The sequence below is a fragment of the Streptomyces sp. NPDC111744 genome (assembly GCF_055634995.1).
Genome location: NZ_JBVKCG010000004.1, coordinates 513229 through 538031 on the forward strand (window position 1 = coordinate 513229; position 24803 = coordinate 538031).

The window sequence follows — 24803 nt, forward strand, 5'->3', positions numbered from 1 at the left end:
CCGGAGCGACCGTGAAAGAACTCTTCATCATCAACCACCCCATCGAGAGGGCCGTCGACCGCGACCGCGCCCCGGCATACGCCTCGCCCGTCCGGCCCGGGAGACGACGCCCCGGGCGGAGTCACGCGGGCGCCGTCCGCGCTGCCGTTGCGGACACCCGGCCGAGGACGGCCCCATGACGGCCGAAGCTCTCACCCCCGGCCCGGGCCCGCGGTGCTGGGTACCCCCGGGCGTCTACCGCCCCCAGACCGACACCCGGCTCCTGGGACGGGCGATGCGCCGCGAGGGGGTCGGCGCGGAGACAGAGGTACTGGATCTGGGCACCGGAAGCGGCATGCTCGCGGTGGAGGCCGCCCGCCTCGGCGGCCGGGTCACCGCCGTCGACATCTCCTGGCGGGCGGTCGCCGCCACCTGGCTGAACGCGGTTCTGAACGGGCAGACCCTGCGCGTGCGCCACGGTGATCTGGCGACTGCCGTGCCCGACCGCCGCTTCGACCTGGTGATCTCCAACCCGCCCTATGTGCCCGCCCCCGGACCCCTGCCGACGAGGGGCCCTGCCCGGGCCTGGGACGCCGGAACGAACGGGCGGCTGCTGATCGACCGCATCTGCGACACCGCGCCGACGGTGCTGCGGCCGACGGGAACACTCCTGATGGTCCACTCGCACCTGTGCGGCACCGGCACCACGCTGACCCGCCTGGCGGAGGCCGGTCTGCGCGCGGAGGTCGTCGACCGGGCCCGGCTGCCCTTCGGCCGCGTACTGCGCTCCCGGCTCGCCTGGCTGCGTGAACAAGGACTGACGGCGGACGGCACGACAGAGGAGCTGGTGGTGATCCGTGCCCAACCCATCTGAACGACCCCGACGCGTCCGCGTCCAGCGCGACGGCCCCCTGCTCATCGAGGGGCCGGTCGAAGTGGTCGGCGAGGACGGCGAGGTGACCGTCTCGAAGCGCTTCACCGTGGCCGTCTGCACCTGCCGGCGCAGCCGTACCTTCCCCTGGTGCGACACCAGCCACCGCCGCCGCGACAGGCGGACCGGCGAAGGGGGCGCCGGGTGAGCCACTCCCCGCCCCGACAGCAGTCGCGGCTGCGGCCGCCGCCGTTGCCCGAGCCGCGCGGCGCGCTCTCCGCCGCCGTGACCGCCCGGCTGCGGGGATCGGATCCCGGCAGCATGCCGTCCCCGGCAGGCTCTTCGCCGTACGGCGAAGATCTGCAACTCGCCCTCTACATCCTCTACGAGCTGCACTACCAGGGCTTCGAGGGCGTGAGCGAGGACCTGGAGTGGGACAGCCGGCTGCTGGCCTTGCGAGGTGCGATCGAGGACCGCTTCCTGAGCGCGCTTCGCACGGACGTACCGATCGACGCCACCGACACGGCTCGGCAGGCGCTGGACGAACTCCAGGTCGAACCGGTGGACGGTTCCGGCAGCGTCTCGCACTTCCTCCGGGACCACGGCAGCCTCGACCAGCTGCGCGCATACGCGGCGCTGCGTTCGCTGTACCACCTGAAGGAAGCGGACCCGCACGCCTGGGTCATCCCCAGGCTGCACGGGCGGGCCAAGGCGGCCATGGTCGCCGTGGAGTTCGACGAGTTCGGCGCAGGCCGTGCCGACGAGATCCACGCGCAGCTGTTCGCCGACCTCATGGCGGACCTGGGCCTGGACACGCGTTACGGGTACTACGTCGACGCGGCGCCGCCCGAGGCGCTGGCCACCGTCAACCTGATGTCCCTGTTCGGTCTGCATCGGGCGCTGCGCGGGGCGCTCGTCGGTCACTTCGCCGCCGTCGAGGTGACCTCGTCCCCCGCCTCGCGCCGCCTGGCCGAGGCGCTGCGCCGGGTGGGCGCCGGTCCTGCGGCCGTGCGGTTCTACACCGAGCACGTGGAAGCGGACGCGGTCCACGAACAGGTCGTACGCCATGACGTCGTCGGCGGACTCCTGGCGGCCGAACCGCACCTGGAGAGGGACATCGTCTTCGGGATCCGCGCGACCACCCATCTCGAGGAGAGCCTGGCCGCCAGGCTCCTCGGCGCCTGGCACGAGGGCGGCACGGTGCTGCGCGGGGCAGCGGACTGGTGATGCCCCGCGGGGGTACTCCGGCGCCATGGGACTGAGCGTGGTGGACGTGGGGGCGAAGACGGTCCGGTTGGTGGTGGCGGACGCGGAGGGCGGAGTCCCGCTGCCCGTGCACACCGCCAAGTGGAAGCTGCGTCTTTCCGAACAGGTCGACGTGGACGGTCGTATCACCGACGACTCGGTCGAGAGGTTGGTCGAGGCGGTCGCCGCCGCCGGCAGTACCGCGCAGCGATGGGCGGCCGCCGGGCCGCTGGCCTTCGCGACGACGGTGGTGCGCAACGCCAGTCCCGCCCGAAGCACGGGGAGCCCTGCGCTCCGCCCTACACCCCGGGCCGGGCCCGCAGGCAGCGGCGCAGTTCCTCGGCGTACGGAACGACGACCCCCAACCCGATCACGCCGGCGAGTCCCGCGAGATACGCGGCGGGCAGCGGCCGTTCCTTGGGCAGCAGGCGCCAGTCCTGCGGATGCGGGCCGCCACGCAGTGTCGAGCGGACCTGGTCGGGATGCAGGCAGGCGGTGAACGCCAGAGCGGTGAGCGGCAGGACCTCGAGGAAGCTGTGGATGTGCTGCTCGACCGGGCGGATCTCGCGCTCGCCCGTGGCCAGCGAGACGTCGTACAACGCGGTGGCACCGTGCGCCACGGCAGCGGCGCCCATCGTGGTGAGCACCAGGGGGTTGACGCGGGCGAGCAGGCCCATGAGGACCGGCACTCCGACCTCGGTCATCATCAGCGCGTGGACCACGGACTCCTTCGTGCCGCTGGTGCGCTCGATGCCCGTCCGTCGGTGCATCCACCAGTCCGTGAGGCCGGGCACCACCCACAGAGGCAGGAGCCCGAGCAGCAGAAAACGCCGAGCGGCGGCCTCCGTAGCGGCCGCGTGCGGCCCGGCCCGCAACTCGTCGGCCCGCCGCCACCGTCTCCAGACCTTCCGGGGCAGAAAGCGCGCTGCTCCCATGACAACCTCCTGTCCGCCCGGCCTCGTACGGCCCGCCTCCCCGTACCCTCCCGCACGCCCAGGGCCCCCGCACGCCCTGGTTAGGCCAGCCGGACCACCGGGTACTCGGCGGACGCGTTGCCAGACCCGCCACCCCACGCTCCACCTGGGAGAACGCGATGCCCGACTTCGGATACTTCCTGTCGTGCGAGGAGCACAGCCCGGCAGAACTCGTCGAACAGGCCCGCATGGCCGAGCAGGCCGGCTTCGACTCGCTCTGGATCTCGGACCACTACCACCCGTGGAACGACAACCAGGGCCAGAGTCCGTTCGTGTGGACGGTGATCGGCGCCCTGTCACAGGCCGTTTCGCTGCCCGTCGAAACAGCCGTGACCTGCCCCATCATGCGCACCCATCCGGCGGTGATCGCCCAGGCGGCCGCCACCAGCGCCGCCCAGCTGGGCGGCCGGTTCCGACTGGGAGTCGGCACCGGCGAAGCTCTCAACGAGCACATCCTCGGCACACACTGGCCCGAGGCGCCGGTACGCCTCGAAATGCTGGAGGAAGCACTCCAGATCATCCGGCAGCTGTTCACCGGCGAAACGATCAGCCACTACGGCAAGCACTACACGGTGGAGAACGCCCGCCTGTACACCCTGCCCGACGAGCCGGTACCCATCGACGTCTCCGCCTTCGGCCCGCAGGCCGCCGAGGTCGCGGCACGGATCGGCGACGGCCTGATCACGATGATGCCCGACACCGCCCTCGTCGAGCGCTTCCGCCGGGCCGGCGGTACCACCAAGCCGGTCTACGGCGGACTCAAGGTGTGCTGGGGCACGGACCGGCAGGAGGCGATCCGCACCGCGCACCGCCTGTGGGCGAACGAACAACTCCCCGGGGAGCTCGCGCAGATACTCCCCACACCGCGCCACTTCGAGCAGGCGTCCACGTTGGTCACGGAGGACCAGGTGGCCTCCGCGGTGCCGTGCGGTGACGACCCGGACACGCACATCGAGGCCCTGACCGCGTTCGTGGACGCCGGGTTCGACACCGTGTACGTCAGCCAGATCGGCAAGGACCAGCAGAACTTCTTCGACTTCTACCGCACCAAGATCCTGCCGCGACTGCGGGGCTGACGGCGAGGAACGGGCGGCACCTCGCCAAAAACCCCCAGGCCCGCGGCCTGGGGGTTGCCCTGTTGCCCTGGAGGCACAGCGTGGAGCGTGTCAGTGGTGGTCCGTCGCCAGGTGGAGCTTGAGCAGGTCCACTCGTGTATCGGATAGGAGTTCGTCGACAGCGGAGGTTGATGAAAGGTCAGACCGTCTGCGGGGCCCGGACCTTGAAGCGGTGGGTCGGGATCTCCGGCAGGGTGCGCCTCGCCAGGCCGGCGAGGGTGGCGCCGGGGCCGATGTCCAGGAACGCGGTGGAGTCCAGCTCCTCGTGGAGGACATGCAGGGTGTCCGCCCAGCGGACCGGGCTGACCAGCTGACGGGCGCACAGGTCGCGCCAGTGGCCGCCGCCGCGGTGGGCGCGGGCGTCCACGTTGGCCACCACGGGGACCGTCCCGGTCGCGAAGCCCGTCAGTTCCAGGGCCCGGCGCAGGGCCGCGCCCGCCGGCTCCATGTAAGGGCTGTGGCAGGCGGCGGTGACCGGCAGGACGCTGAAGCGCAGGCCGGCCCCGGCCGCACGGGCCGCGGTGGCCGCCACGGCAGTACGACTGCCCGCGATCACCGTCTGCTGGGGGCTGTTGTGGTTGGCCACCCACAGCTCGGCCCCCTCCCGGCGAGCCTCCTCCACCAGGGCCGTGACCTGCTCCGGGCCGCCGCCCATCACGGCGGCCATCGCTCCGGGCCGCTGCCGGGCCGCCTCGGCCATGGCCCGGCCCCGCTCGCCCACCAGCCAGGCGCCGTCGGCCGGCGACAGCACCCCGGCGGCCACCAGCGCCGCGTACTCGCCGAGGCTGTGCCCGGCGACCGCCACCACATCCGCGGACGGATCGTGCCGGCGGAACTCCGACCAGGCCAGCAGGGACGCGGTGAACACCGAGATCTGGGCGTGGTCGGTACGGGACAGGGTCTCCTGGTCCGCCGTCAGCAGCAGCTCGGCGACATCGAAGCCGGCGGCCCGGGAGACGGTGTCGACCAGCTCCCAGGACGGCGTCCCCCGCCACGGCTCACCCATACCGGGGCGCTGCACCCCCTGACCGGGGAACAGGACGGCGTACCGCGGCTCGGCGGTGGACCCGTGAACGTGCGTGACCATGATCTGCCCTCTCGATATTCCGACGACGGTCGGGACCATCGTCCGAGGGGGCCGCTCAAGTTCCGGACCGCGTTTGCCTCACACCCCGGCCGCCTTTCGCTCAAGGCCCGTAAAAGGAACCGGCGGCTGTGTCACGGCTTGAGTCAGACATTGTCCGTGACCCCCGACCCTTCTTTCGGGCGGCCTCGGTCCAGAGGGCGTCCGGATGGGAGGACAAGGCATGACCACCGTGGTCGAAAAGCCCGTGGCACAAAGCCCGGTGCCGCCGCCTGCCGAGTCGGAGCCCGAGCGTCCCGACGGCATGCATGTGCGCGTGGAGGAGTTGCGGCGGCTGCGTGCCGAGGTGCACGCCGGCCCCGGACAGCGGGCGACCGAGGCGCAGCACGCGAGAGGCAAGCTCACCGCCGGCGAGCGCATCGAACTCCTGCTGGACGAGGGGTCGTTCACCGAGCTGGAGGCACTGCGCCGGCACCGCGCGACCGGCTTCGGACTGGAGCGCCGCAGGCCGCACACCGATGGTGTCGTCACCGGCTGGGGCGCCGTCGACGGCCGTCAGGTCTTCGTCTACGCGCACGACTTCCGTATCTTCGGCGGCGCGCTCGGCGAGTCCCACGCGGCGAAGATCCACAAGCTGATGGACCTCGCGGAGGCGTCCGGCGCCCCGGTGGTGAGCCTCTGCGACGGCGCGGGTGCGCGCATCCAGGAAGGAGTGACCGCGCTCGCCGGATACGGCGGCATCTTCAGCCGCAACGCCCGTGCCTCGGGCGTCATCCCGCAGATCAGCGTGATCCTCGGCCCGTGCGCGGGAGGCGCGGCCTACTCGCCGGCGCTGACCGACTTCACGTTCATGGTCCGGGGCGTGTCCCAGATGTTCATCACCGGCCCGGACGTCGTGCGGGCGGTCACCGGCGAGCAGGTGAGCATGGACGAGCTGGGCGGCGCCGACGTGCACGCCTCGGTGTCCGGGGTGGCCGCGTTCGCGTACGACGACGAGGCGACCTGTCTTCAGGACGTGCGCCACCTGCTGTCGTATCTGCCGTCCAACAACCGGCAGGCCCCGCCCGTGCTGCCCTGTGACGATCCGGCGGACCGGCGCACCGACCGGCTCACCGACCTCGTCCCGGCCGACCCCTCGCGCGGCTACGACGTGCGGGAGGTCATCGAGGAGATCGTCGATGACGGCGAGTACTTCGAGACGCACCCCACCTGGGCGGTCAACGTCGTGTGCGCCCTGTCCCGGATCGACGGGCACGTGGTGGGCATCATCGCCAACCAGCCCATCGCCAGCGCCGGAGTGCTGGACATCAAGGCCAGCGAGAAGGCCGCCCGGTTCGTCTCCCTGTGCGACGCCTTCAACATTCCGCTGGTCACCATGCTGGACGTGCCCGGCTTCCTGCCCGGCGTGGACCAGGAGCACAACGGGATCATCCGGCACGGCGCGAAGCTGCTGTACGCGTACTGCAACGCCACCGTCCCCCGCATCCAGCTGATCCTGCGCAAGGCCTACGGCGGCGCCTACATCGTCATGGACTCCCGCTCGGTCGGCGCCGACCTGTCCTTCGCCTGGCCCACCAACGAGGTGGCGGTGATGGGCGCCGAGGGGGCTGCCAACGTCGTCTTCCGCCGGCAGATCGCCGACGCCGACGACCCCGCGGGGATGCGCGCGCGGATGGTCCAGGAGTACAAGGCCGAGCTGATGCATCCCTACTACGCGGCCGAACGCGGCCTGGTCGACGACGTCGTCGAACCGGGGGAGACCCGCGCGGTGCTGGCCCGCTCGCTGGCCATGCTGCGCACCAAGCACCGGGCGCTGCCGCAGCGCAAGCACGGGATCACCCCGCTGTGAGGGCCGCACCGACCCCGGCCGACGTGCTGCGCGAGGCCGCCTTCCGCGTGGTGCGCGGCGAGCCGAGCCCGGACGAACTGGCCGCACTGGTCGCCGTGCTGACCGCCCTGCGGGCGCGCGCCGAGGCCACCGACGACACCGCCGAGCCCTGCGCGCCCCGCGCGACCTGGGACCGGGCCGGCAACGGCTACCGCAGCCCGCTCGCCTGGGTTGGCTAGGAGGCGGCTGCCGGGCCCGCCCGCCCTCTGGGCCCTCTGAGCCCTCTGAGCCCTCTGAGCCCTTTGAGTTCGCTTTTAGTGAGCGATGTGCGACCTGCCTCGACAATGAAATCACGCGAGAGAAAAGGGAATTGACTCCGACTCGCGCCTCATCAGGAGGACGAAGAAAATGACGCCTGCCGAAAAGAAGACCTGCCTTCCGGGTGCCGCGAACCTCGAATTCATGCGCACCGTGGACCGTTCTCTGTTGCACCGCTGGGCGCTCTCCGAGGTGTTTCTCACCGACGCCCGCAAGACCGGCGAGGAGGAATATCTCGCCGCCGCCCAACTGCCCCCGCTGCACGCCTACTACACCGAGCACACCTCCCGGCTCGGCACCCCGGACCCGATGCTGCTCCTCGAGTGCTGCCGGCAGGCCGAGACCTACGGCGGCCACGAGTACGCCGGGGTCTCGCGCAGCAGCAAGTTCCTGCTGCGGAACTGGTCGATGGAGCTGCCGGGGCTGCTCACCCTCCCGCAGCAGGAGCGGCCCGGCGAGCTGCGCATCTCGGTCCGCACGACCAACCGCCGCGGCACCCCCGGCGACGTGCGCCGGCTGTCCTTCGGCATCGACATGAAACTCGCCCAGCGCTGCCTCGGCTTCGTTCGCATGGACGTCGGCTACATCCCCGCCGAGGTCTACGACGCGGTCCGGCTGCGGGGCCGCGGCCGGCCGCTGGTGCCGTTCCAGGACCTGCCGCGCCAGACCGCGTACGTCGCCCCGCACCTGGTCGGCCGCAGCGACCCGGCGAACGTGGTCCTCAGCTCCGCCACCGTGGGCAGCGACAACGCCTCCGCGGCCGTACGGGTCCCGCTGGAGAACCGCAGCATGTTCGACCACGGCCAGGACCACGTGCCCGGCATGGTGCTCATGGAGGCCGCCCGCCAGCTGTGCCTGCTCGGCGTGTCCGACCTGTGGGGCGCGTCGGTCAGCCGCAGCACGGTCGCCGGCTTCGAGTTCTCCTTCACCCGCTACGCCGAGCTCGACGCCCCCACGACGGTGCACATCCGCAAGACCGAGCCGTACGCGCACGAGGACAACCTCAGCCTGATGCTGCCGGACCTCAGGACCTTCCACATCGACTTCGAGCAGGACGGCGACATCATCGCCTCCGGGCAGATGCACACCACCACCGCGTCGACGGGCGTCCCGCTGCTCGACGGCGAGGAGTGCGTATGACCCCCGACGGCATATGGCTCGCGCCCGCCGAGTGGCTGCCGCCGACCGCCGAGAAGACGGTGGACGCGCTGGCCGCCGGCCGGGTGACCGCCGAGGAGGCGGACGCGATGGGCTACGGGCAACTGCCCGTCTCCCCCGACCTGTCCGCCCCCGAGATGGCGGTGCGTGCTGCCCGGCACGCCCTGTCCCGGGCCGGTGTCCCCGCCGGGGACCTCACCGCCGTCCTGCACGCCTGGACGTACTACCAGGGCCACGACTTCTGGTCGCCCGCGCACTATGTGGCCGCCCGGACCGGCGCCCTGGACGCGATCCCGGCCGGCGTCCAGCAGATGTGCAACGGCGCGGCGGCGGCCCTGCGCACGGCGGTGCACCAGCTCGCCGCGCGGCCCGGCGACGGCCCGGTCCTGGTGACCACCGCCGACCGTTTCGCACCGCCGGGCTTCGACCGTTGGAGCGGTGACTACGGCGTCTGGTACGGCGACGGCGCCACCGCGGCCGTCGTCGGCGCCGGACCCGCCGGCGTCCCGGCGGACGCGCTCGCCCTGTGCGCCCTGCACACCCGGGCCGCGCCCGAGCTGGAGAGCGCACACCGTGACACCGGCGCCTTCCACCCGGCACCGCACACCCGCGGCGCGGCCGTGGACGCCCGCAGGACCAAGAAGGCGTTCCTCGGCGAGCACGGCAAGGCGCGGTTCCTGGACCGGCTGCGCCGGGAGACCACGGCCGTGCTGGCCGCCGCGCTGGCCGAGGCCGGCATCGGCACCGGGGATCGGCGGCTGACCGCCGTACTGCTGCCGCGGCTCGGCGGGGCCACCGCACGGGACGTGTACGGCCCCGCGGTCGCCGAGGTCACCGACGCGCCTGTGGCCGACCTGGGCGAGAACACCGGCCACCTCGGCGCCGGCGACCTGCTGTCCAACCTGGCCGCCCTGGCCGCGGACACCGGCCCGCACCGCCTCGAACGCGGCGGGTACGCCGCGGTGCTGAGCGCGGGCGCCGGGTTCACCTGGAGCGCGGTCGTGGTGCGACGGACCTGACCCCGCGGGCCCGCCCGCCGTCCCCTGTGCCCTCTGGTCGCTTTCCCCCTCGCTCCTCCCTTCGCTTCCCCCTTCGCTTCCCCCTCGCTTCTTCTTCGCTTACTCGAATCTCGATGAAAGGACTGTCATGACGTTCCCTCAGCGCGAGGGCCCCGGTGCGCGGCGTCCCGTCCTCGTCGTGGGCGCCGGCCCCGTGGGACTCGTACTCGCCACCGAACTGCTCGCGCAGGGTGTCGCGGTCCGGCTGATCGACCACTCGGCCGCCGGCCCCGTCCAGCACTCCCGGGCCAGCGTCGTCTGGCCGCGCAGCCTGGAACTCCTCGGCCGTATCGGCGCCTCCGAGCCGCTGATCGAGCTGGGCAACCGGCTGGACTCGGTGCAGTACTACTCCGACAAGCGGCACCTCGGCGCCATCGAGATGAGCCGGCTCGCCGACACCCCGTACCCCTTCGGCGTGGTCGTCCCGCAGGACACCACCGAAGAGGTGATCCGCACCCGGCTGGCCGCGTACGGCGGCGAGATCGAGTTCGGCTCCCTCACCGGGCTCGACACCTCGGGGCCCCGGCCGGTCGCCGAGGTGCGCCGGGCCGACGGGCGCGCCGAGCGGATCGAGGCGGACTGGGTGGTCGGCGCGGACGGCGCGCACAGCGCGGTGCGCCGCTTCGCCGGGATCGAGCTGCTGGGCACCGGCAACGATGTGCTCTTCGCCATCGGCGACGGTCCCGCGGCCGGTGACCTGGACCAGCACGCGCTGGTGTACTGCTACTCCCGCTCCGGCGCCCTGGGCATCGCCCCCTTCGGCGGCGGCAAGTACCGGCTCGCCATCAGCGTGCCGGACTGGCGCGAGGAGCAGGGGCCGCCGCCGGAGCTGTTCCAGCGGTTCCTCGACGAGCGTTCCCCGCGGCCCGGCATCGTCGGCGAGCTCGACTGGTCCACCATCTTCCGCGCGCGGCGCCGGGTTGCCGAGACCATGCGCGCGGGCCGGGTCTTCCTCGCGGGCGACGCCGCCCATGTGTTCAGTGCGGCCGGCGCGCAGGGGATGAACACCGGCATCCAGGACGCGGTCAACCTCGCCTGGAAGCTGGCCGGCGTGGTCAAGGGCGCCTTCGAACCGGGCATCCTCGACACCTACGACAGCGACCGTCACCTGGCCGCCGAGCGCATCGTGCTGACCACCGCCAAGCAGACCAGCTGGGGGCTGTTCAAGCGGCGCCACGAGCTGGCCCTGCGCGACGCCACCGTACGGCTGGCCCACCGGACCGGGGTACTCCAGCGGTTCGGGGCCCCACTGATGGCGCAGCACGACGTCAGCTACCGGCCGGCCGAGTCCCTGCGCGACACGCTGCCGGGGCTGACCCGCAGGATCCGCGTCGGCGACCGGCTGCCGGTGTTCGCCGCACACGACGCCCCCCAGCCGGGCGCCGAACGCTGGCCCTCGATCGACCCGGCGCGGATGACGCTGCTGCTCTGGGCCGGCGAACGCCAGGACGCCACCTGGGTGGCCGCCCGCCAGTCCCTCTCGACGGCCGTCCCCGACGGTGTACCGGTACGGGACATCTCTGCCTGGCCGGGTTTCACCCCCCTGCTCGGCACCACCCCGAAGGCTCTCGTGCTCCGCCCCGACGGCCATGTGGCGGCGATCGTCGACCCTGAGCCGACGGCCGTCCGTACAGCACTGCGCAGGGCGGGAAGCAGCTTCCGGGCGAACGGCAACTCCGCGCCGACGGCCGCGGGTGCACCGGGTGCCGAGGGCACACCGGACGCCCCGACCGCGGCGAGGGCCTCGGTGGTCCCGGATGCCCCGGCGGGTCCGTCCGCGCCGGTCCACCCGGCCGGTCCGGGCACCCCGGGTGCCCCGGCTGTGGCGAGGGGCTTGGCGGTCCCGGATGCCCCGGCGGGTCCGTCCGCCACGGTCACTCCGGCGGGTTCGGTCACCCCGGATGTTCCGGCTGTGGCGAGGGCCTTGGCGGTCCCGGATGCCCCGGCCGCCTCGGTCACTCCGGCGGGTTCGGTCACTCCGGCCGGTTCGGTCACCCCGGATGTTCCGGTCACCGCGGCCGCCCAGCTGACGGCCCTGGTAGTGCCCTCCGCCCGTGGGGCCGGTCCCGAGGTCGAGGAGTTGGCCTCGTGAGCCGCGTCGCGGTCCTGTGCGGTCTGGGTGGTGCGCTGCCGGCGACGGCCGTCTCCAACGAGGAGCTGGCGGAGCAGCTCGACACCTCCGATCGGTGGATCCGTACCCGTACCGGGATCGGCCGGCGTCATGTCGTCGCCCCGGGCGAAGCCACCTCCGACCTCGCGGTGGCGGCCGGGCAGGACGCCCTCGACTCGGCCCGCCGGACCGGCGGGGACACCGCAGCCGGTGTGGACCTGGTGGTGCTGGCCACCAGTACGCCCGACCGGCCGTGCCCGGCCACCGCGCCGGACGTCGCCCACCGGCTCGGGCTCGGGACGGTGCCCGCCTTCGACGTGTCCGCCGTGTGCACCGGGTTCGTGTACGCGCTGGCCACCGCGGCCTCCATGATCACCGCGGGGGTCGCCGAACGGGCCCTGGTGATCGGGGCGGACACCTTCTCCACCATCCTCGACCCGGCCGACCGCACCACCCGGGCGATCTTCGGCGACGGGGCCGGAGCCGTGGTCCTGCGGGCGGGCGAGGCGGGGGAGCCGGGCGCGCTGCTCGGCTTCGACCTGGGCAGCGACGGCTCGGGCGCCGACCTGATCACCGTGCGCGCCGGAGGCTCCCGGCAGCGCTCCACGCCCGGACCCCCGGACACCGGGGAACACTTCTTCACCATGGACGGCCGCCCCGTGTTCACCCAGGCCGTGCTGAACATGAGCCGTTCCTCGCAGACCCTCCTCGACCGGGTCGGCTGGACTCCCGCCGAGGTGGACAAGGTCGTGGCGCACCAGGCCAACATCCGCATCCTCAACGCCGTGGGTGAGCAACTCGGCCTCGAGGACAAGCAGATCGTGGCCAACCTGGACCGGGTCGGCAACACCGTGGCCGCCTCGATCCCGCTCGCCCTGCGCGACGCCGCCGCCGACGGCGGGCTGCAGCCCGGCCACCGGGTGCTCCTCACCGGCTTCGGCGGCGGCCTCACCTGGGGCTCGGCCGCGCTCGTCTGGCCGGCCCTGGAAACCGACTGACCTCACCGCAACCACCCGGACAACCAACCGGAACCACCCGGACCAACCACCGAGATCACCGAGAACGAACAATCGAGAGGAAACCATCATGAGCACTCCCGTCATCCGGACCCAGGAGTCCCTCAAGCACCGCGTCTCCGCCCTGATCAGTGAGAAGTTCGGCCTCGACGAGGCGGAGCTGCTCTCCGGCGCCACCTTCGACGAGCTGGAGATCGACTCCCTGATCCTCGTGGAGCTGAGCCTGATACTGCGCAAGGAGATGGACATCGTGCTGCAGGAGGGCGAGCTGAAGTCCTCCTTCACCCTGGACGAGGCCGTCGCCGTGATCCGCGCGAAGGCGGATCAGGCGTGAGCGGCGTGGCCCGGGGTCGCGGAGTCGCGATCACCGGCATGGGCCTGGTCACCCCGGCGGGCATAGGGGTGGAGGAGAACTGGCGACGTGTGCTGTCCGGCGTCTCCGCCGCGGCCACCGACCCCGAACTCAAGGGCGAGAGGGTCGACATCTCCTGCCGGGTCCCCGGCTTCGATCCCACGGCCGAGCTGGGCCGGCGCACCGCCTGGAAGCTGGACCGCTTCACCCAGCTCGCCGTGGTCGGTGCCCGGCAGGCGGTCGCCGACTCCGGCCTGGACACCGGATCCTGGGACTGCACCCGGGTGGGTGTGGTCATCGGCAACTCCCTGGGCGGCGCGGCCACCCTGGAGAAGCAGCTGCGCACGTACTCCGAGGGCACCCCCGAGGACGTGTCGGCGCTGATGATCCCCATGAGCATGGTCAACATGGTCGCCGGATACGTCGCGATGGACCTGCGTATCCACGGCCCCAGCCTGGTCACGGCGACCGCGTGCGCGTCGGGGGCGTCCGCGATCGGCACGGCCCGCGAATGGCTGCTGTCGGGGCTGTGCGACGTGGTGCTGGCCGGCGGGACCGAGTCGGCGATCAGCCCCGGCACGCTCAACGGGCTGTCCCGGATGGGCGCCCTGTCGGGCCGTACGGACGAACCGGCCGCGGCGTCCCGCCCGTTCGCGGCGGACCGGGACGGCTTCGTCGCCGGCGAGGGCGCGGCGATCCTCGTACTCGAACGGTGCGCGGACGCCACCGCCCGGGGCGCCCGGCGCTATGCGGACATCGCCGGCTTCAGCGCCACGTCCGACGCGCACCACGCCACCGCCCCGCATCCGCAGGGTGAGGGCCTGGCACGGGCGCTGCGGGCCGCCCTTGACGACGCCGGAGTGCTCCCCGACGAAGTGGAGCACGTCAACGCGCATGGCACCTCCACCCCGATGAACGACCTCACGGAGGCCCGTGCCCTGCACTCGGTGCTCGGCGACCGCGCGGCGGTCACCTCCACCAAGGGCGTCACCGGCCACACCCTCGCCGCTGCGGGTGCCGTCGAGGCGGCGTACACCGCGCTGGCGCTGTACCACGGCGCCGTGCCGCCCACCGCCAACGTGGCGTCGCTGGACCCGGCGATCGACGTCGACATCGACGTCGTCACCGGCTCGGCGCGGCACGGGCGGATGAGCGTCGCCGCGAGCACGTCCCTCGGGTTCGGGGGGCACAACGCCGCCCTGGTCCTCACCGCCGCGGCCTGACGGGGCCGGGGTGTACGCACCCCGGCCCTCTCCGTCCCCTCCGATCCCCCTCCTGCAGAAAGGAAGTTCACGTGACCACGCGTAGCCTCGGCCCGACCGGACTCGACGTCCACCCCATCGGCCTCGGGTGCATGGGAATGAGCTGGGGCTATGCCGAGTCCCAGCGCGACGACACGGTCTCGGTCGCGGTGATCCGGCAGGCCCTGGACGCCGGGCCGGTCCTGCTGGACACGGCCGACGCCTACGGCGAGGGCCACAACGAGACCCTCGTCGGCCGCGCCGTCGCCGGCCGCCGTGGCGACGCCGTGGTCGCGACCAAGACCGGCATCGTCGTGGACGACCTCGCCACCCGCACCCTGAGCCGGGACGGTTCGCCCGAGCACATCCGGCGCTCGGCCGACGCCTCCCTGCGGCGGCTCGGCGTCGACGTCATCGACCTGTACTACCTGCACCGCGTCGACCCCGCCGTACCGCTGGAGGAGTCCTGGGGCGCGCTGTCCGAACTGGTCGGCGCGGGCAAGGTGCGCCACCTCGGGCTGTCGGAGGTGACCCGGGAGCAGGCCGACGCCGCCCACCGTGTGCATCCGGTGGCGGCGGTGCAGTCCGAACTGTCCCTGTGGACCCGGGAACCTCTCGACCCCGACACCGGGATCTCCGGTTGGTGCGCCGCGCACGGTGCCGCGTTCGTGCCGTTCGCGCCGCTGGGCCGGGGTTTCCTCACCGGCCGCTACACCCGGCCCGACGACTTCGAGGCCGGCGACTTCCGGGCCACCAACCCCCGTTTCACGGGTACGGCGTTCGGCGCCAACCTGCGCATCACGCACACGGTGGAGAAGGTCGCCGCCCGGCACGGCGCCACCGCCGCCCAGGTCGCCCTGGCCTGGACCCTCGCCCAGGGCGGCCATGTCGTGCCCGTCCCCGGCACCAAGCAGCCCCGCTATCTGACGGACAACCTGGCCGCGGCCGCCCTGCGCCTGACCGCACAGGACCTACGGGACCTGGACACCGCCCCCGCCCCCACCGGCAGCCGCTACTGACCGCACGCCCTCCCCTCGACAAGCAGGAGCACACCATGCCCGATCATCCAGACGGCACCCCCGTGCCGTCCCCGTACACCGTGGCCGTCGTCGGTCTGGGCGGCACCGGACTGACCCTGGTGCGCCGGCTGGCCGGTGCGGGGCTCACCGTCGTCGGCGTCGACGACGATCCGGCGGCCCTGGTCCGCGCCTGGGAGCTGAGCCCGCCCGAGCGCCCCCGCACGGTGACCCGCTTCCCGGCGGGGGTCACCGACGCCGACCTGGTCATCGAGGCCGTACCGGAACCGGCGGCGCTGAAGCGGCTGGTGCTGGCCAAGGTGCGCCGGTGTCTGAGGCCCGGCACCCCGGTGCTCACCACCGCGCTGACCACGCCCCTCGCCGACCTCGAGGAGGCCGCGGGCCCGGACCTGTTCGCGCTGCGCTTCCTGCGCGCGGACGGCCTGGACGCCGCGGAGGTCGCCCGCGCTCCCGGCGCCGGCGACGCCGCGGCCGAGCGGGTGGACCGGATCCTGACGGCGGCCGGGATCACCGTGCACCAGGTCGTGGACCGGCCCGGCTCGCTCGCCCCCGGTCTCCTGCTCGGCCTGCTGAACCGGGCCGCGTGGATGGTCCACGACGGGTACGCCACCGCGGCCGACGTCGACACCGCGGTGCGGCTCGGCTGCGGCTGGCAGGAGGGTCCGCTGGCCGTGCTGGACGCGATCGGCCTGGACACGGCACGCGACCTGCTCTCCCGCCTCGCCGAGACGGCCGACGGGCACGCGGCGCCGGCGCCGGTGCTCGACGAACTGATCGCCCGGGGCACCCTCGGCCGCAAGACGGGCCGCGGCTTCCACTGCTACGACCGGGGCGCGGGGCCGCGCCGCCCGGCGGAGCCGACCGCCCCGCCCGGCCGCCGGGTGGTGGTCGTGGGCTCAGGGACCATGGCCACCGGGATCGCGGAGTCCTTCGCGCGCGGCGGCTTCGACACCACGCTGCTGGCCCGGACCGAGGAAGCGGCGCAAGCGGCCGCGGAGCGCGTGGAGTTCGCACTGCGGCGCACCGGCGCGGACGGGGAGGGCGGCGGGACCGGCTGCACGGCGACCGCGGACCGCTCGGTGCTGGGCGGGGCGGACATCGTCGTCGAGGCCGTGGTGGAGGACCTGGAGGTCAAGCGGCGGCTCTTCGCCGAGTTGGGTGCGGTCTGCGCGCCGCGCACCCTGCTGGCCACGTCCACCTCCAGCCTGCCGGTCGCCGCGTGCACCGAGCCCGCGGGCCGCCCCGCGGACGTGCTGGGCCTGCACTTCTTCAACCCGGCTCCGATGATGCGGCTGGTGGAGCTGGTCCCGGCGAAGGGCACAAGCGAGCACAGTCTGGCCCGTGCCCGCGCGGTGGCCGAACGGCTCGGCAAGCAGACCGTGCGGTGCGGCGACCGGGCCGGGTTCATCGTCAATGCGCTGCTCTTCCCGTATCTGAACCAGGCTCTCCAACTGCTTGACGCGGACGAGGCGACCACCGCGGCGCTGGATGCGACCGCGCGGGCCGTGGGCGGCCAGCCGCTCGGTCCGGTACGGCTGCTCGACATGGTCGGCGCCGATGTGGCCCTGGAGGTGCAGCGCCGTCTGCACGCCGACCCGCGCTGCCGGACACCGCAGCCGGCCCCGCTGCTGAAGCAGCTGGTGGCCGCGGGGCACCTGGGCCGCAAGACGCCCGGCAAGGGCACCCGCACCTATCTGTCCTCCCGTGCCGCCGCGCAGCTCCCCGCGGCTGTCTGATCCCGCCGGGCGGCGGCCGTCCCACTCTCGCCGAGGGGGGAAGGGCGCCGCCCGGTCCCGACCGTCCGCTCCCATGTCACCCGCACGGAAGGCCGTACCCCATGTCCGCTGTTCCCGGCGCGATGTCCGCTGTCCCCGGCGCACCGAACGCCCCTGTCGAGATCGCCTTCTTCGACGTCGACGAGACGCTGATCACCGTGAAGAGCATGTTCCGCTTCCTGGAGTTCCACTACCGCGAGCGCGGTTTGCCGCCGTCCGCCTACGAGGAGGCGGCGGGCACGCTGCGGCGCAGGTCGGCGGCGGGTGTCTCACGGCTGGTCACCAACCGCGAGTACTACCGCCTCTATGCGGACCGTCCGCGCGAGGAGCTGATGGCGCACGGCCGCGCCTGGTTCGACGCGGAGCTCGCGGGCGGCACGCTGCTGCACCCGCCGGTGGTGTCCGCCCTGCACCGGCACCGGGCGCAGGGCGCGCTGATCGTGCTGGTGTCGGGCTCGTTCCGGCCGTGTCTGGAGCCGGTCGCGGACCTGCTCGGCGCCGACGAGATCCTGTGCAGCGAGCCGCAGTACGTGGGCGGTCACTGCACGGGTCTGGTGGAACACCCGGTCATCGGCGTCGAGAAGGGCCGGCTGGCACGCACGCTGATGCGGCGGCGCGCGGTGTCCCCGTCACGCGCCGCCGCCTACGCCGATCACGCCTCCGACCTCGACCTCCTGCGCTCCGTGGGCCGCCCCGTCGCCGTCGGCGACGACATGGTGCTCGGCGCCCATGTCGCCCGGGTGGGCGGAGACACGCTGCCGGGGGTGGGCCGGGCCGGGAACATCAGCCGACCGGCTCCTTGGCGACCGACACCAGCGCGGTGAAGCACAGCTGACCGTCCTGATGCATGGTCACCAGGAAGCGTGCTCGGCCGAGTTGGTCGTCCGGCAGCTGCTGGGCGTCCACCCAGCAGGGGGAGTCGAGTTCGACGTAGCGGTGGAAGACGGTCTCCATCGCCTCGGCGACGCCCACCCGGGGGTGCCGCAGGGTGCGCACGGCCTGTTTGGCCGCCTCCAGCAGGAGGATGCCCGGGGCGTGGTCGCTGGGGTGGTCGAAGTACATCGGGTGGTGGGTGTCGATCCGCAGCTGCCAGCGGTCCTTCGCGTCGGTGGGGGAGAGCACCGCGTTCCGGAACTCCGCGCCGGCGCCCGAGACCGGCGGCGGCAGCGGGCGGCTGCGGGCCAGTTCCAGCATGCGGTGGGCGTCGCCGTGGGAGCCGCGCAGCCGCTCGTAGATGGCGGGCGGCTGGATGGTGAACCGGGTGTGGGCGGTCGCCAGTTGGTCGCCGTCGCGCAGCACGGTGATGTCCAGGGACAGGGCCGAGACCCGGCCGCGGCGGCGGACCACGTCGTGGCAGCGGACGTGCAGATCGGGCCGGCCGCCGATGCCCTCCTCGCACAGCGTCCTGAGGTTCAGCGTGTAGCGGTACTCGCTCCACAGCAGACGGTGGCCGAACGGGACGTCGTAACCGGCGTGCGACAGCAGCGGAAAGGCCTGCCGAATCGTTTCCGTGAGCAGTACGGCGCTGTCCTCGCGGCGGTCCCCGCAGGCCATGAGGCCGCCGGTGTCCGTCCAGTCCGCCGCGACCAGGAACTCGTCCTCCGCCAGGCGCTTCAGGCCCGAGAGCAGTACCTGGCCGACGTCGTGCTTGTGGACGAGGTCCTTCGCGACCCGGACCGGTCTCGAAACAGCAGCCGTCACCATGTCGTTCATTGGAATCCCCCTGATTTCCCGCGTCGACATGCGCTGCCTCCCCGTAGTGGCGGAGGCGCGCCACAGCCAGTAACATAGAGGACGTTCTTTTTCTTGTCGAGACCGGGATGCAGCCATGGCACGAGCGAACACGAATCGCGCGCCCAAGCAGGAGCGCGCGATTCACACCCGAGAACAGCTCCTGAAGGCGGCCGCGGAGGTCTTCGACGAGTACGGCTACGCAGGCGCCGCGATCAACAAGATCCTGCAGCGTGCGGACGTGACCGCGGGGGCGCTGTACTTCCACTTCAAGGACAAGCAGAACCTCGCGATGGAGGTGATGAACGCCCAGCGCGGCACCATCGAGCCGCATGTGCCCACGACCGGCCTGCAGCGCCTGGTGGACATCACCCTCATCTGGTCGCACTCGCTCCAGGCCGACCCGATGCTGCGCGCCGGCGTCCGGCTCACCGGCGAGCAGGCCGCCTTCGGCCTGCAGGACGCCACGCCGTACACGGTCTGGGCCCGCAGCTTCGCCGACTGTCTGGAAGTGGCGCGCGCCCACGGCGAGTTGCGCGAGCACGTACGCATCGACGAGCTGGCCGAGTTCATCGTCGGCGCGTGCACCGGCATGCAGGAGTACGCGCAGGTCGTCTCCAGGCGTACCGACCTGCCCCGCCGCACGGCGAACATGTGGCGCCTGCTGCTGCCCGGCATCGCCACCGACTCGGCTCTCGACGTCATCGAGAACAGCGAGGAGCGCGCTCTGTCCCTGTGGACGTCCGTGAGCGCGCCCGACCAGGGGGAGGAAACCCGATCATGACCGACCGACTGAACAAGCTGAGACTGGCCGCCGTCAACATCGACGGCGTCCTGCTGAGCGACACCTTCAGCCCGCTCATCCACCGGTTCGTCACCCGCCGCGGCGGCACCTACTCGGCCGACGTCGAGCGCAGTGTCTTCTCGCAGCGGCAGGCCGACGCCGGCCGCGCCATGGCGGCGGCGGTACCGCAGGCACTGACCGGCGAGGAGGCCCTGGCCGCCTACTTCGAGGAGCGCGCCGCCTACCTCGTCGACCACCCCGTGGAGGTCGACGAGGGAGCCGGGGCGCTGCTGCGGCGGCTGCGCGCCGCCGGGCTCGGCCTGGTCTGCTACGGCGGCCTGGACAAGTCCCACTTCGACGAGCACCTCGGGGCCTACGCCGGGCTGTTCACCCCTCCCCGCTACATCTGCACCAACGACGTGCGCCCCGGACTGCGGGAGATCACCGCGCACTTCGGGCTGGAGCACGGCCAGGTGCTCTTCATCGACGACGTGGCCCGGGTCGCCGAGGCGGCGAGGGCCCTCGGGGCACCGTTCATCGGCCGCCCCAGCCGGTTCGAGCACAGCCACCAGGCCGAGCTGATGCGACAGGCCGGGACACGCCATCTCGTGAACAAGCTGGACGAGATCGACGACGCGCTGCTGCGCACGGTGGACGAGGAAACGACAGCCGCCACGCTGTGGCCCGCGATGGCCGGAGAGCTGACACCCACCACCCGTTAGAACCTGCCCACCCCGACCCGCCCGAGCGCCTCGCTGAAGCGGGCCGCGGACGGGTCCTCCGGCTTGCGCGGATGGTCCGCCGGCATGCGCGGATGGTCCGTTGGCTATAGGCCGTTGGCTGCTCGGACGGCCCGCCCGGTAAGCCCGGGTGGCCCGCCGGCGTGCGCGGACGGTCCGCCGGCATGCGCGGATGGTCCGTTGGCTGCTCGGACGGCCCGCCGGTAAGCCCGGGTGGCCCGTTGGCGTGCGTGGCCGGCCCGCCGGGGCGCGTCGAGGGTCCGTCGGCGTGCCCGGGTGGGCGTACGGCAGCTCAGACGGCCAGTGTGCCCCCGTCGACCGGGATGGTCGCGCCGGTTACGAAGGAGGACGCGCCGGTGCTCAGCCACAGCGCCGCCTGTGCCACCTCGACCGGGGCGGCGAACCGCTTCTGGACGGCACGCGCGAAGAACGACTGTTCCACGCCGGGCATCTGCTCGACGACCGACTCCATCATCTCGGTGAGCGTGCTGCCCACGGCAAGGGCGTTGACCCGGATGCCCCGGTCCCCGTACGAGGCCGCCGCGGCCTTGGTCAGGCCGATCACGGCGTGCTTGGCGGCCACATAGGGCGCGCCCACGCCCGTGGCGATGAGGCCGGCCACGCTCGCGGTGTTGACGATCGTGCCGCCACCGGCGGCGAGCATGGCGCGGATCTGGTGGCGCATGCAGTTCCACACGCCCCGGACGTTGACGTCCATGACGGTGTCGTAGTCGTCGTCGGACATCTCGTGCAGATCGGTGCCGAGCGTGGCGTGGCCGGCGTTGTTGAAGGCGGCGTCCAGACGGCCGAAGCGCTCCACCGCGGTGTCCACGACCCGGGCGACGTCCTCGCCCCGGCGTATGTCCCCGGGGACATACGCCGCCCGGCCACCCTCGGCCTCGATCTCCTTGGCCACCGAGGCGAGTTGCTCCTCGCGGCGGGCCGTGAGCACGACGGCCGCGCCGTGTTCGGCGAAGAGCCGTGCCGCCGCCGCGCCGATGCCCGAGGAAGCTCCGGTGATCATGACTACCCGGTCGCTCATTGCGCACGCTCGTTCGATCATGACGGCCAGTCAAACAGGCGCCCGGGCAGGCCGTCAGCCGGATTGGGCAGTCCTTACCGGCCAACCTGCCAAGAACGTTCCGAGCTGCTCGTTTTCCGGATCTCTTGGGAATTCCTTGACCTATGGTGGTGCCGTCGCGGGCCGGCCGCGGCGCACGGGAGCGGGAGGAGGTGCGAGCACAGGTGGCGAGGCAGGAGAGGGCTGAGCAGACCCGGCAGCGGATCGTCAGGGCCGCGGCCGCGGAATTCGCCGAGCACGGCTACGACGGCACCTCCCTGCACCGGATCGTCACCTCGGCCGGTGTCACCATGGGCGCGCTGACCTTCCACTTCTCCAGCAAGTCGGCCCTGGCGGACGCCGTCCAGGAGGCCGGCACGACAGCCACCCGCGAGGTGATCCTCGGTACCGCCTCCACGCCGGGGCTGCAGGGCGTGCTCGACGAGGTGCTGACGCTGGCCGACGCCCTGCGCACCACCCAGAGCATCCGCGCGGCCGCCCGGCTCACCCGCGAGGGACACGCCGCCGACCACGGCTGGTACGACTCCTGGGCCCCCGGCCTGCGCCAGGCGCTGGAGCGGGCCTGGCGCGAGGAGCGCCTGGGCGGCGGGCTGACCCCGCTGGCGGCCGCCTCCCTTCTCTCCCATGTCCTGCTGGGCGTCGAAGCCGCCGCAACCGCCCCGGACGCACTGCGCACCATCACCGGCGAGGGCCCCGAGGAGAGTCTGGCCCAGGCTCTGAAGGCGCTGGGCACCCTTCTCACTCCCTCGGCCGGCGCCGGTCCGGACGAGGGCTGACGGTTCCCCGGGCCCGGCGGAACGTCTCGTCCCGGCCCAACCGCCCTCACTGAACGCGCCGTTCCGCACACCGGCCGTATCGCGCCGCTCGGCGCGCTTCCTGCCCCGTACGGAATTTTCCGCCCCCGCTCCGCCGCCCGCCGCGCCCCTCCCGCCGCAGTTGGGAGCCCTTGTGTGCGCCGTCGCCCGATCTTCCTCGCCGCCGTCGCCCCGGAGTCCGGGCTGGAAACATAGAGAATGTTCTGTATATTTGCGGCTGACCGGGGGAGAGGAGTCCGTCCATGCATCCGGCCACAGAGCACGTCCCGCCGGCCCAGCGGCTCTTCGCCCAGCTGCCGCGGGCCGACCAACGGCGGTGGGCCGGCGTCTACTTGAAAGGACTGCTGACCACCCAGGGCAAGAAGTCGCTGCGGCGTATAGCGGCCTCGGTGACGCCGTCCCCGACGGCGCCCCAGTCCCTCCAGCAGTTCGTCAACGACAGCGCCTGGCAATGGCGCCCGGTCCGCGCCGAACTCGCCCGCTGGGTCGCCGAGCACACCGCCGCGCACGCCTGGACGCTCTCCCCCGTGGTCATTCCCAAGCGGGGCGAGCTGTCCGCCGGCGTCCACCGGCGCTTCGTGCCCGCCTTCGGACGGACCGTCAACTGCCAGCTCGCGGTCGGCGCGTTCCTCTCCGGCGACCTCGGCGACCTCTCCGTGGACTGGCGGCTGTACCTGCCGCGGCGCTGGACCGAGGACGCCGCGCTGCGGCACCAGGCCCGCATCCCCGAGGTCACCGGCCACGCCACCGCGGCCGAGCTGTGCCTCGCCCTCGCCGACCAACTGGCCCGGATCACCCCCGGGATGCCGCCGGTGGTCGTCCACACCGAAGGTCACATCGACGCCGTGGCCGTGATCGAGGGCCTGGGGGCCCGCGGCCTGGACTGGATCGTGGCCGTCCCCGACACCCTGCCTCTGTCGCTCGCCCCGGCCGCCGACCCCCACCCGGTCGATGCGGGGGCACTCCACGCGGCCCCGGAACCCACGGCCGGGCCGTGGAACGCGGGCCATGTGCCGCCGGCGCGGACGGCGGGCGACCTGCTGCGGCGGCACGCCCGCCCGGCCGCCGCCACCTCCCTCGCCCCCGGGCGGCCCCGGCTCGGCACCGTGCGGGTGCTGCTGACGGCTCAGTCCCGGCCGGCCCTGCTGGTCGGCGTCTGGACCACCGCAGGCCCACGGCCCGACCGGATCTGGTTGACCAACCTGCCTCCGGCGTGGCGCGCCCGCGCCCTCGCGGTCATCGGCTCCGCCACGGCCTCACCGGTCGGAGCCACGGAGGCCGAGCTGGGCCTGCACGACTTCGCGGGCCGGTCCTACCCCGGCTGGCACCGCCACGCCACGCTGGTCTCCATCGCCTCGGCGCACCGCAGGCTCGGGCACGAGGCGTGCCTGGCCCCGGGCGGCGGCTGACCCCCGTCAGGCCGGCCGGCGAGCGCCGGCCGGCACCCCATTCACCTGCACAGCACCACGGGAACCCCGCAGCGACGCAGGGCTCCTGCCGATCCGTTCGCCCGTACACCGCGCGCCGCGCCGTGCGGTGCCACCCTTGAGGAGGGGCTGTGGAGTTCCGTGTCCTTGGACCGATCGACATCCGCGAGCAGGGGCGTGACATCACCCCCAGCGCGCCCAAGCAGCGGCAGGTGCTCGCCCTGCTCATGGCAAAGGCCAACCACCGGGTGTCCGTGCCGGCGCTGCTGAGCGAGGTGTGGGACGGCGAGCCGCCCCGCACCGCCACCACCGCCCTGCAGACGTACATCGGTGCGATACGCAAGGCGCTGGCCTCCGGCACCGGCACCAGCGTCCGTGACATCGCCGACCACCGGCTGGTCACCGACGGCAACGGCTATGTGCTGCGGCTGCGGCCCGACGAATGGGACCGGCCCCGCTTCGACCGGCTGGTCCTGGAAGCCCGGGGCCTGCTGGAGAAGGGCGAGGCGCACGCTGCCGCCGAGGTGCTCGGCGCGGCGCTGGCCGTGTGGCGCGGGGCGCCCTTCGGCAACGTCCGGCACGGCAGCCGGCTCACCGTGCAGGCCCGGGTGCTGAACGAGGCGCACCTCGCGGCCTGCGAGGTACGGATCGACGCGCTGATGCTGTGCCGGCGCTTCCAGGAGGCGGTCGGGGAGGCCGTAGCGCTGGTCGACGAGCACCCGTACCACGAGAACCTGCACAGCCAGCTCATGCGGGCGCTCTACGCCTCGGGCCGCCGCGCCACGGCGCTGGAGGTCTACCAGTCCCTGCACCGCCGTATGACCGACGACCTCGGCATCCCCCCGTCACCCGCGACCACGACCCTCCACCGCGTGATGCTCCAGGACAGCCCCGACCAGCGCTACCTCGCGGCCGCGGGCGTGGGCGCCCTGCAGTGACGCCCCACCACCCCTGGGCCCCCAACAGCCCCTAGTACTACAGGGCTAGATCTGGATCATCTGGAGCCTTAGCCGCCTTCGGAAATGGTGGCGTCGTGCCTCCGCCTGATGCGCGCGCCGCCAGAT

The 24803-nt window shown here is 72.9% G+C and carries 24 protein-coding genes and 1 pseudogene; 21 read left to right on the forward strand and 4 right to left on the reverse strand.

All coding sequences use genetic code 11. The annotated features are described in order from the left end of the window. The first annotated feature begins 175 nt into the window (after positions 1-175). From ACZ7OO_RS12605 to ACZ7OO_RS12620, 4 genes and pseudogenes are all read left to right on the forward strand, one after another. Entirely contained in the window at positions 176-853 is a 678-nt protein-coding gene (locus ACZ7OO_RS12605) for a HemK2/MTQ2 family protein methyltransferase (protein WP_471504185.1), read from the forward strand. Next, positions 837-1058, forward strand: coding sequence for a CDGSH iron-sulfur domain-containing protein (locus ACZ7OO_RS12610; RefSeq protein WP_471504187.1), 222 nt, complete (start codon positions 837-839; stop codon positions 1056-1058). The genes ACZ7OO_RS12605 and ACZ7OO_RS12610 overlap by 17 nt, the downstream gene beginning before the upstream one ends. Further along, positions 1055-2077, forward strand: a complete 1023-nt coding sequence (locus ACZ7OO_RS12615; RefSeq protein ID WP_471504189.1) for an iron-containing redox enzyme family protein — start codon at positions 1055-1057, stop codon at positions 2075-2077. Before ACZ7OO_RS12610 ends, ACZ7OO_RS12615 begins: the two co-directional genes overlap by 4 nt. A 25-nt stretch (positions 2078-2102) precedes the next feature. Beyond that, positions 2103-2369, forward strand: a pseudogene (locus ACZ7OO_RS12620) (Ppx/GppA family phosphatase); the annotation flags it as partial. 25 nt (positions 2370-2394) lie between these two features. Here ACZ7OO_RS12620 and ACZ7OO_RS12625 read toward each other — a convergent pair. Further along, the gene (locus ACZ7OO_RS12625) at positions 2395-3030 is read right to left on the reverse strand and encodes a diguanylate cyclase (RefSeq protein ID WP_471504191.1); all 636 of its coding nucleotides are present in this window, start codon (positions 3028-3030) and stop codon (positions 2395-2397) included. A 158-nt stretch (positions 3031-3188) separates the two neighbouring features. On the opposite strand from ACZ7OO_RS12625, the gene ACZ7OO_RS12630 reads away from it, so the two are divergent. Then, the gene (locus tag ACZ7OO_RS12630) at positions 3189-4145 is read left to right on the forward strand and encodes an LLM class F420-dependent oxidoreductase (RefSeq protein WP_471504193.1); all 957 of its coding nucleotides are present in this window, start codon (positions 3189-3191) and stop codon (positions 4143-4145) included. Between the two features lie 178 nt (positions 4146-4323). On the opposite strand, the gene ACZ7OO_RS12635 is transcribed toward ACZ7OO_RS12630, so the two are convergent. Continuing rightward, a complete protein-coding gene (locus ACZ7OO_RS12635; RefSeq protein ID WP_471504195.1) occupies positions 4324-5271 on the reverse strand; it encodes an ACP S-malonyltransferase in 948 nt (315 codons plus the stop codon). Between the two features lie 301 nt (positions 5272-5572). On the opposite strand from ACZ7OO_RS12635, the gene ACZ7OO_RS12640 reads away from it, so the two are divergent. From ACZ7OO_RS12640 to ACZ7OO_RS12690, 11 genes are all read left to right on the forward strand, one after another. Further along, positions 5573-7117 (forward strand): acyl-CoA carboxylase subunit beta, encoded by a 1545-nt coding sequence (locus ACZ7OO_RS12640; RefSeq protein ID WP_471504266.1) that lies wholly within the window; start codon positions 5573-5575, stop codon positions 7115-7117. Then, a complete protein-coding gene (locus ACZ7OO_RS12645; RefSeq protein ID WP_471504196.1) occupies positions 7114-7335 on the forward strand; it encodes an acyl-CoA carboxylase subunit epsilon in 222 nt (73 codons plus the stop codon). The genes ACZ7OO_RS12640 and ACZ7OO_RS12645 overlap by 4 nt, the downstream gene beginning before the upstream one ends. Before the next feature lie 169 nt (positions 7336-7504). Then, positions 7505-8554, forward strand: a complete 1050-nt coding sequence (locus ACZ7OO_RS12650) for an AfsA-related hotdog domain-containing protein (protein ID WP_471504198.1) — start codon at positions 7505-7507, stop codon at positions 8552-8554. Further along, positions 8551-9591 (forward strand): 3-oxoacyl-ACP synthase, encoded by a 1041-nt coding sequence (locus ACZ7OO_RS12655; RefSeq protein ID WP_471504200.1) that lies wholly within the window; start codon positions 8551-8553, stop codon positions 9589-9591. The genes ACZ7OO_RS12650 and ACZ7OO_RS12655 overlap by 4 nt, the downstream gene beginning before the upstream one ends. Before the next feature lie 127 nt (positions 9592-9718). Then, on the forward strand, positions 9719-11722 hold the full coding sequence (locus ACZ7OO_RS12660; RefSeq protein ID WP_471504202.1) for an FAD-dependent monooxygenase: 2004 nt from the start codon (positions 9719-9721) through the stop codon (positions 11720-11722). Then, a complete protein-coding gene (locus ACZ7OO_RS12665; RefSeq protein ID WP_471504204.1) occupies positions 11719-12738 on the forward strand; it encodes a beta-ketoacyl-ACP synthase III in 1020 nt (339 codons plus the stop codon). Before ACZ7OO_RS12660 ends, ACZ7OO_RS12665 begins: the two co-directional genes overlap by 4 nt. Before the next feature lie 88 nt (positions 12739-12826). Beyond that, a complete protein-coding gene (locus tag ACZ7OO_RS12670; RefSeq protein WP_471504206.1) occupies positions 12827-13090 on the forward strand; it encodes an acyl carrier protein in 264 nt (87 codons plus the stop codon). Positions 13091-13095: 5 nt separating this feature from the next. Beyond that, positions 13096-14331, forward strand: coding sequence for a beta-ketoacyl-[acyl-carrier-protein] synthase family protein (locus ACZ7OO_RS12675; protein ID WP_471504268.1), 1236 nt, complete (start codon positions 13096-13098; stop codon positions 14329-14331). A 71-nt stretch (positions 14332-14402) separates the two neighbouring features. After that, positions 14403-15368 carry an aldo/keto reductase gene (locus tag ACZ7OO_RS12680; protein WP_471504208.1) on the forward strand — a complete coding sequence of 322 codons (966 nt, stop codon included), beginning with the start codon at positions 14403-14405 and terminating at the stop codon, positions 15366-15368. Positions 15369-15403: 35 nt separating this feature from the next. Next, positions 15404-17122: a 3-hydroxyacyl-CoA dehydrogenase family protein gene (locus ACZ7OO_RS12685; protein WP_471504210.1), complete on the forward strand. Its 1719-nt coding sequence runs from the start codon at positions 15404-15406 to the stop codon at positions 17120-17122. 101 nt (positions 17123-17223) lie between these two features. Then, entirely contained in the window at positions 17224-17985 is a 762-nt protein-coding gene (locus ACZ7OO_RS12690; RefSeq protein WP_471504212.1) for an HAD family hydrolase, read from the forward strand. On the opposite strand, the gene ACZ7OO_RS12695 is transcribed toward ACZ7OO_RS12690, so the two are convergent. Further along, positions 17945-18874, reverse strand: a complete 930-nt coding sequence (locus ACZ7OO_RS12695; RefSeq protein WP_471504214.1) for a ScbA/BarX family gamma-butyrolactone biosynthesis protein — start codon at positions 18872-18874, stop codon at positions 17945-17947. The two genes, ACZ7OO_RS12690 and ACZ7OO_RS12695, sit on opposite strands and share 41 nt — an antisense overlap. 115 nt (positions 18875-18989) lie before the next feature. Here ACZ7OO_RS12695 and ACZ7OO_RS12700 point away from each other — a divergent pair, with 115 nt between their 5' ends. Both ACZ7OO_RS12700 and ACZ7OO_RS12705 read left to right on the forward strand, forming a co-directional pair. Further along, positions 18990-19676 (forward strand): ScbR family autoregulator-binding transcription factor, encoded by a 687-nt coding sequence (locus ACZ7OO_RS12700; protein WP_471504216.1) that lies wholly within the window; start codon positions 18990-18992, stop codon positions 19674-19676. Next, positions 19673-20398, forward strand: a complete 726-nt coding sequence (locus ACZ7OO_RS12705) for an HAD family hydrolase (protein WP_471504218.1) — start codon at positions 19673-19675, stop codon at positions 20396-20398. Before ACZ7OO_RS12700 ends, ACZ7OO_RS12705 begins: the two co-directional genes overlap by 4 nt. Before the next feature lie 310 nt (positions 20399-20708). Here ACZ7OO_RS12705 and ACZ7OO_RS12710 read toward each other — a convergent pair whose 3' ends face one another. After that, positions 20709-21458 carry an SDR family NAD(P)-dependent oxidoreductase gene (locus tag ACZ7OO_RS12710; protein WP_471504219.1) on the reverse strand — a complete coding sequence of 250 codons (750 nt, stop codon included), beginning with the start codon at positions 21456-21458 and terminating at the stop codon, positions 20709-20711. A 203-nt stretch (positions 21459-21661) separates the two neighbouring features. Here ACZ7OO_RS12710 and ACZ7OO_RS12715 point away from each other — a divergent pair, with 203 nt between their 5' ends. From ACZ7OO_RS12715 to ACZ7OO_RS12725, 3 genes are all read left to right on the forward strand, one after another. Then, positions 21662-22273, forward strand: a complete 612-nt coding sequence (locus ACZ7OO_RS12715; RefSeq protein ID WP_471504221.1) for a TetR family transcriptional regulator — start codon at positions 21662-21664, stop codon at positions 22271-22273. Positions 22274-22554: 281 nt separating this feature from the next. Continuing rightward, positions 22555-23721, forward strand: coding sequence for an IS701 family transposase (locus ACZ7OO_RS12720; protein ID WP_471504222.1), 1167 nt, complete (start codon positions 22555-22557; stop codon positions 23719-23721). Positions 23722-23870: 149 nt separating this feature from the next. Then, the gene (locus ACZ7OO_RS12725; protein ID WP_471504224.1) at positions 23871-24677 is read left to right on the forward strand and encodes an AfsR/SARP family transcriptional regulator; all 807 of its coding nucleotides are present in this window, start codon (positions 23871-23873) and stop codon (positions 24675-24677) included. Positions 24678-24803 lie beyond the last annotated feature (126 nt).

Excerpts from the sequence above, each read along its gene's own strand:
- ACZ7OO_RS12605 (WP_471504185.1), top strand. The coding sequence starts at position 176 with ATGACGGCCGAAGCTCTCACCCCCGGCCCGGGCCCGCGGTGCTGGGTA.
- ACZ7OO_RS12625 (WP_471504191.1), bottom strand. The coding sequence starts at position 3,030 with ATGGGAGCAGCGCGCTTTCTGCCCCGGAAGGTCTGGAGACGGTGGCGG.
- ACZ7OO_RS12630 (WP_471504193.1), top strand. The coding sequence starts at position 3,189 with ATGCCCGACTTCGGATACTTCCTGTCGTGCGAGGAGCACAGCCCGGCA.
- ACZ7OO_RS12635 (WP_471504195.1), bottom strand. The coding sequence starts at position 5,271 with ATGGTCACGCACGTTCACGGGTCCACCGCCGAGCCGCGGTACGCCGTC.
- ACZ7OO_RS12640 (WP_471504266.1), top strand. The coding sequence starts at position 5,573 with ATGCATGTGCGCGTGGAGGAGTTGCGGCGGCTGCGTGCCGAGGTGCAC.
- ACZ7OO_RS12650 (WP_471504198.1), top strand. The coding sequence starts at position 7,505 with ATGACGCCTGCCGAAAAGAAGACCTGCCTTCCGGGTGCCGCGAACCTC.
- ACZ7OO_RS12655 (WP_471504200.1), top strand. The coding sequence starts at position 8,551 with ATGACCCCCGACGGCATATGGCTCGCGCCCGCCGAGTGGCTGCCGCCG.
- ACZ7OO_RS12660 (WP_471504202.1), top strand. The coding sequence starts at position 9,719 with ATGACGTTCCCTCAGCGCGAGGGCCCCGGTGCGCGGCGTCCCGTCCTC.
- ACZ7OO_RS12670 (WP_471504206.1), top strand. The coding sequence starts at position 12,827 with ATGAGCACTCCCGTCATCCGGACCCAGGAGTCCCTCAAGCACCGCGTC.
- ACZ7OO_RS12685 (WP_471504210.1), top strand. The coding sequence starts at position 15,404 with ATGCCCGATCATCCAGACGGCACCCCCGTGCCGTCCCCGTACACCGTG.
- ACZ7OO_RS12690 (WP_471504212.1), top strand. The coding sequence starts at position 17,224 with ATGTCCGCTGTTCCCGGCGCGATGTCCGCTGTCCCCGGCGCACCGAAC.
- ACZ7OO_RS12695 (WP_471504214.1), bottom strand. The coding sequence starts at position 18,874 with ATGAACGACATGGTGACGGCTGCTGTTTCGAGACCGGTCCGGGTCGCG.
- ACZ7OO_RS12700 (WP_471504216.1), top strand. The coding sequence starts at position 18,990 with ATGGCACGAGCGAACACGAATCGCGCGCCCAAGCAGGAGCGCGCGATT.
- ACZ7OO_RS12705 (WP_471504218.1), top strand. The coding sequence starts at position 19,673 with ATGACCGACCGACTGAACAAGCTGAGACTGGCCGCCGTCAACATCGAC.
- ACZ7OO_RS12710 (WP_471504219.1), bottom strand. The coding sequence starts at position 21,458 with ATGAGCGACCGGGTAGTCATGATCACCGGAGCTTCCTCGGGCATCGGC.
- ACZ7OO_RS12720 (WP_471504222.1), top strand. The coding sequence starts at position 22,555 with ATGCATCCGGCCACAGAGCACGTCCCGCCGGCCCAGCGGCTCTTCGCC.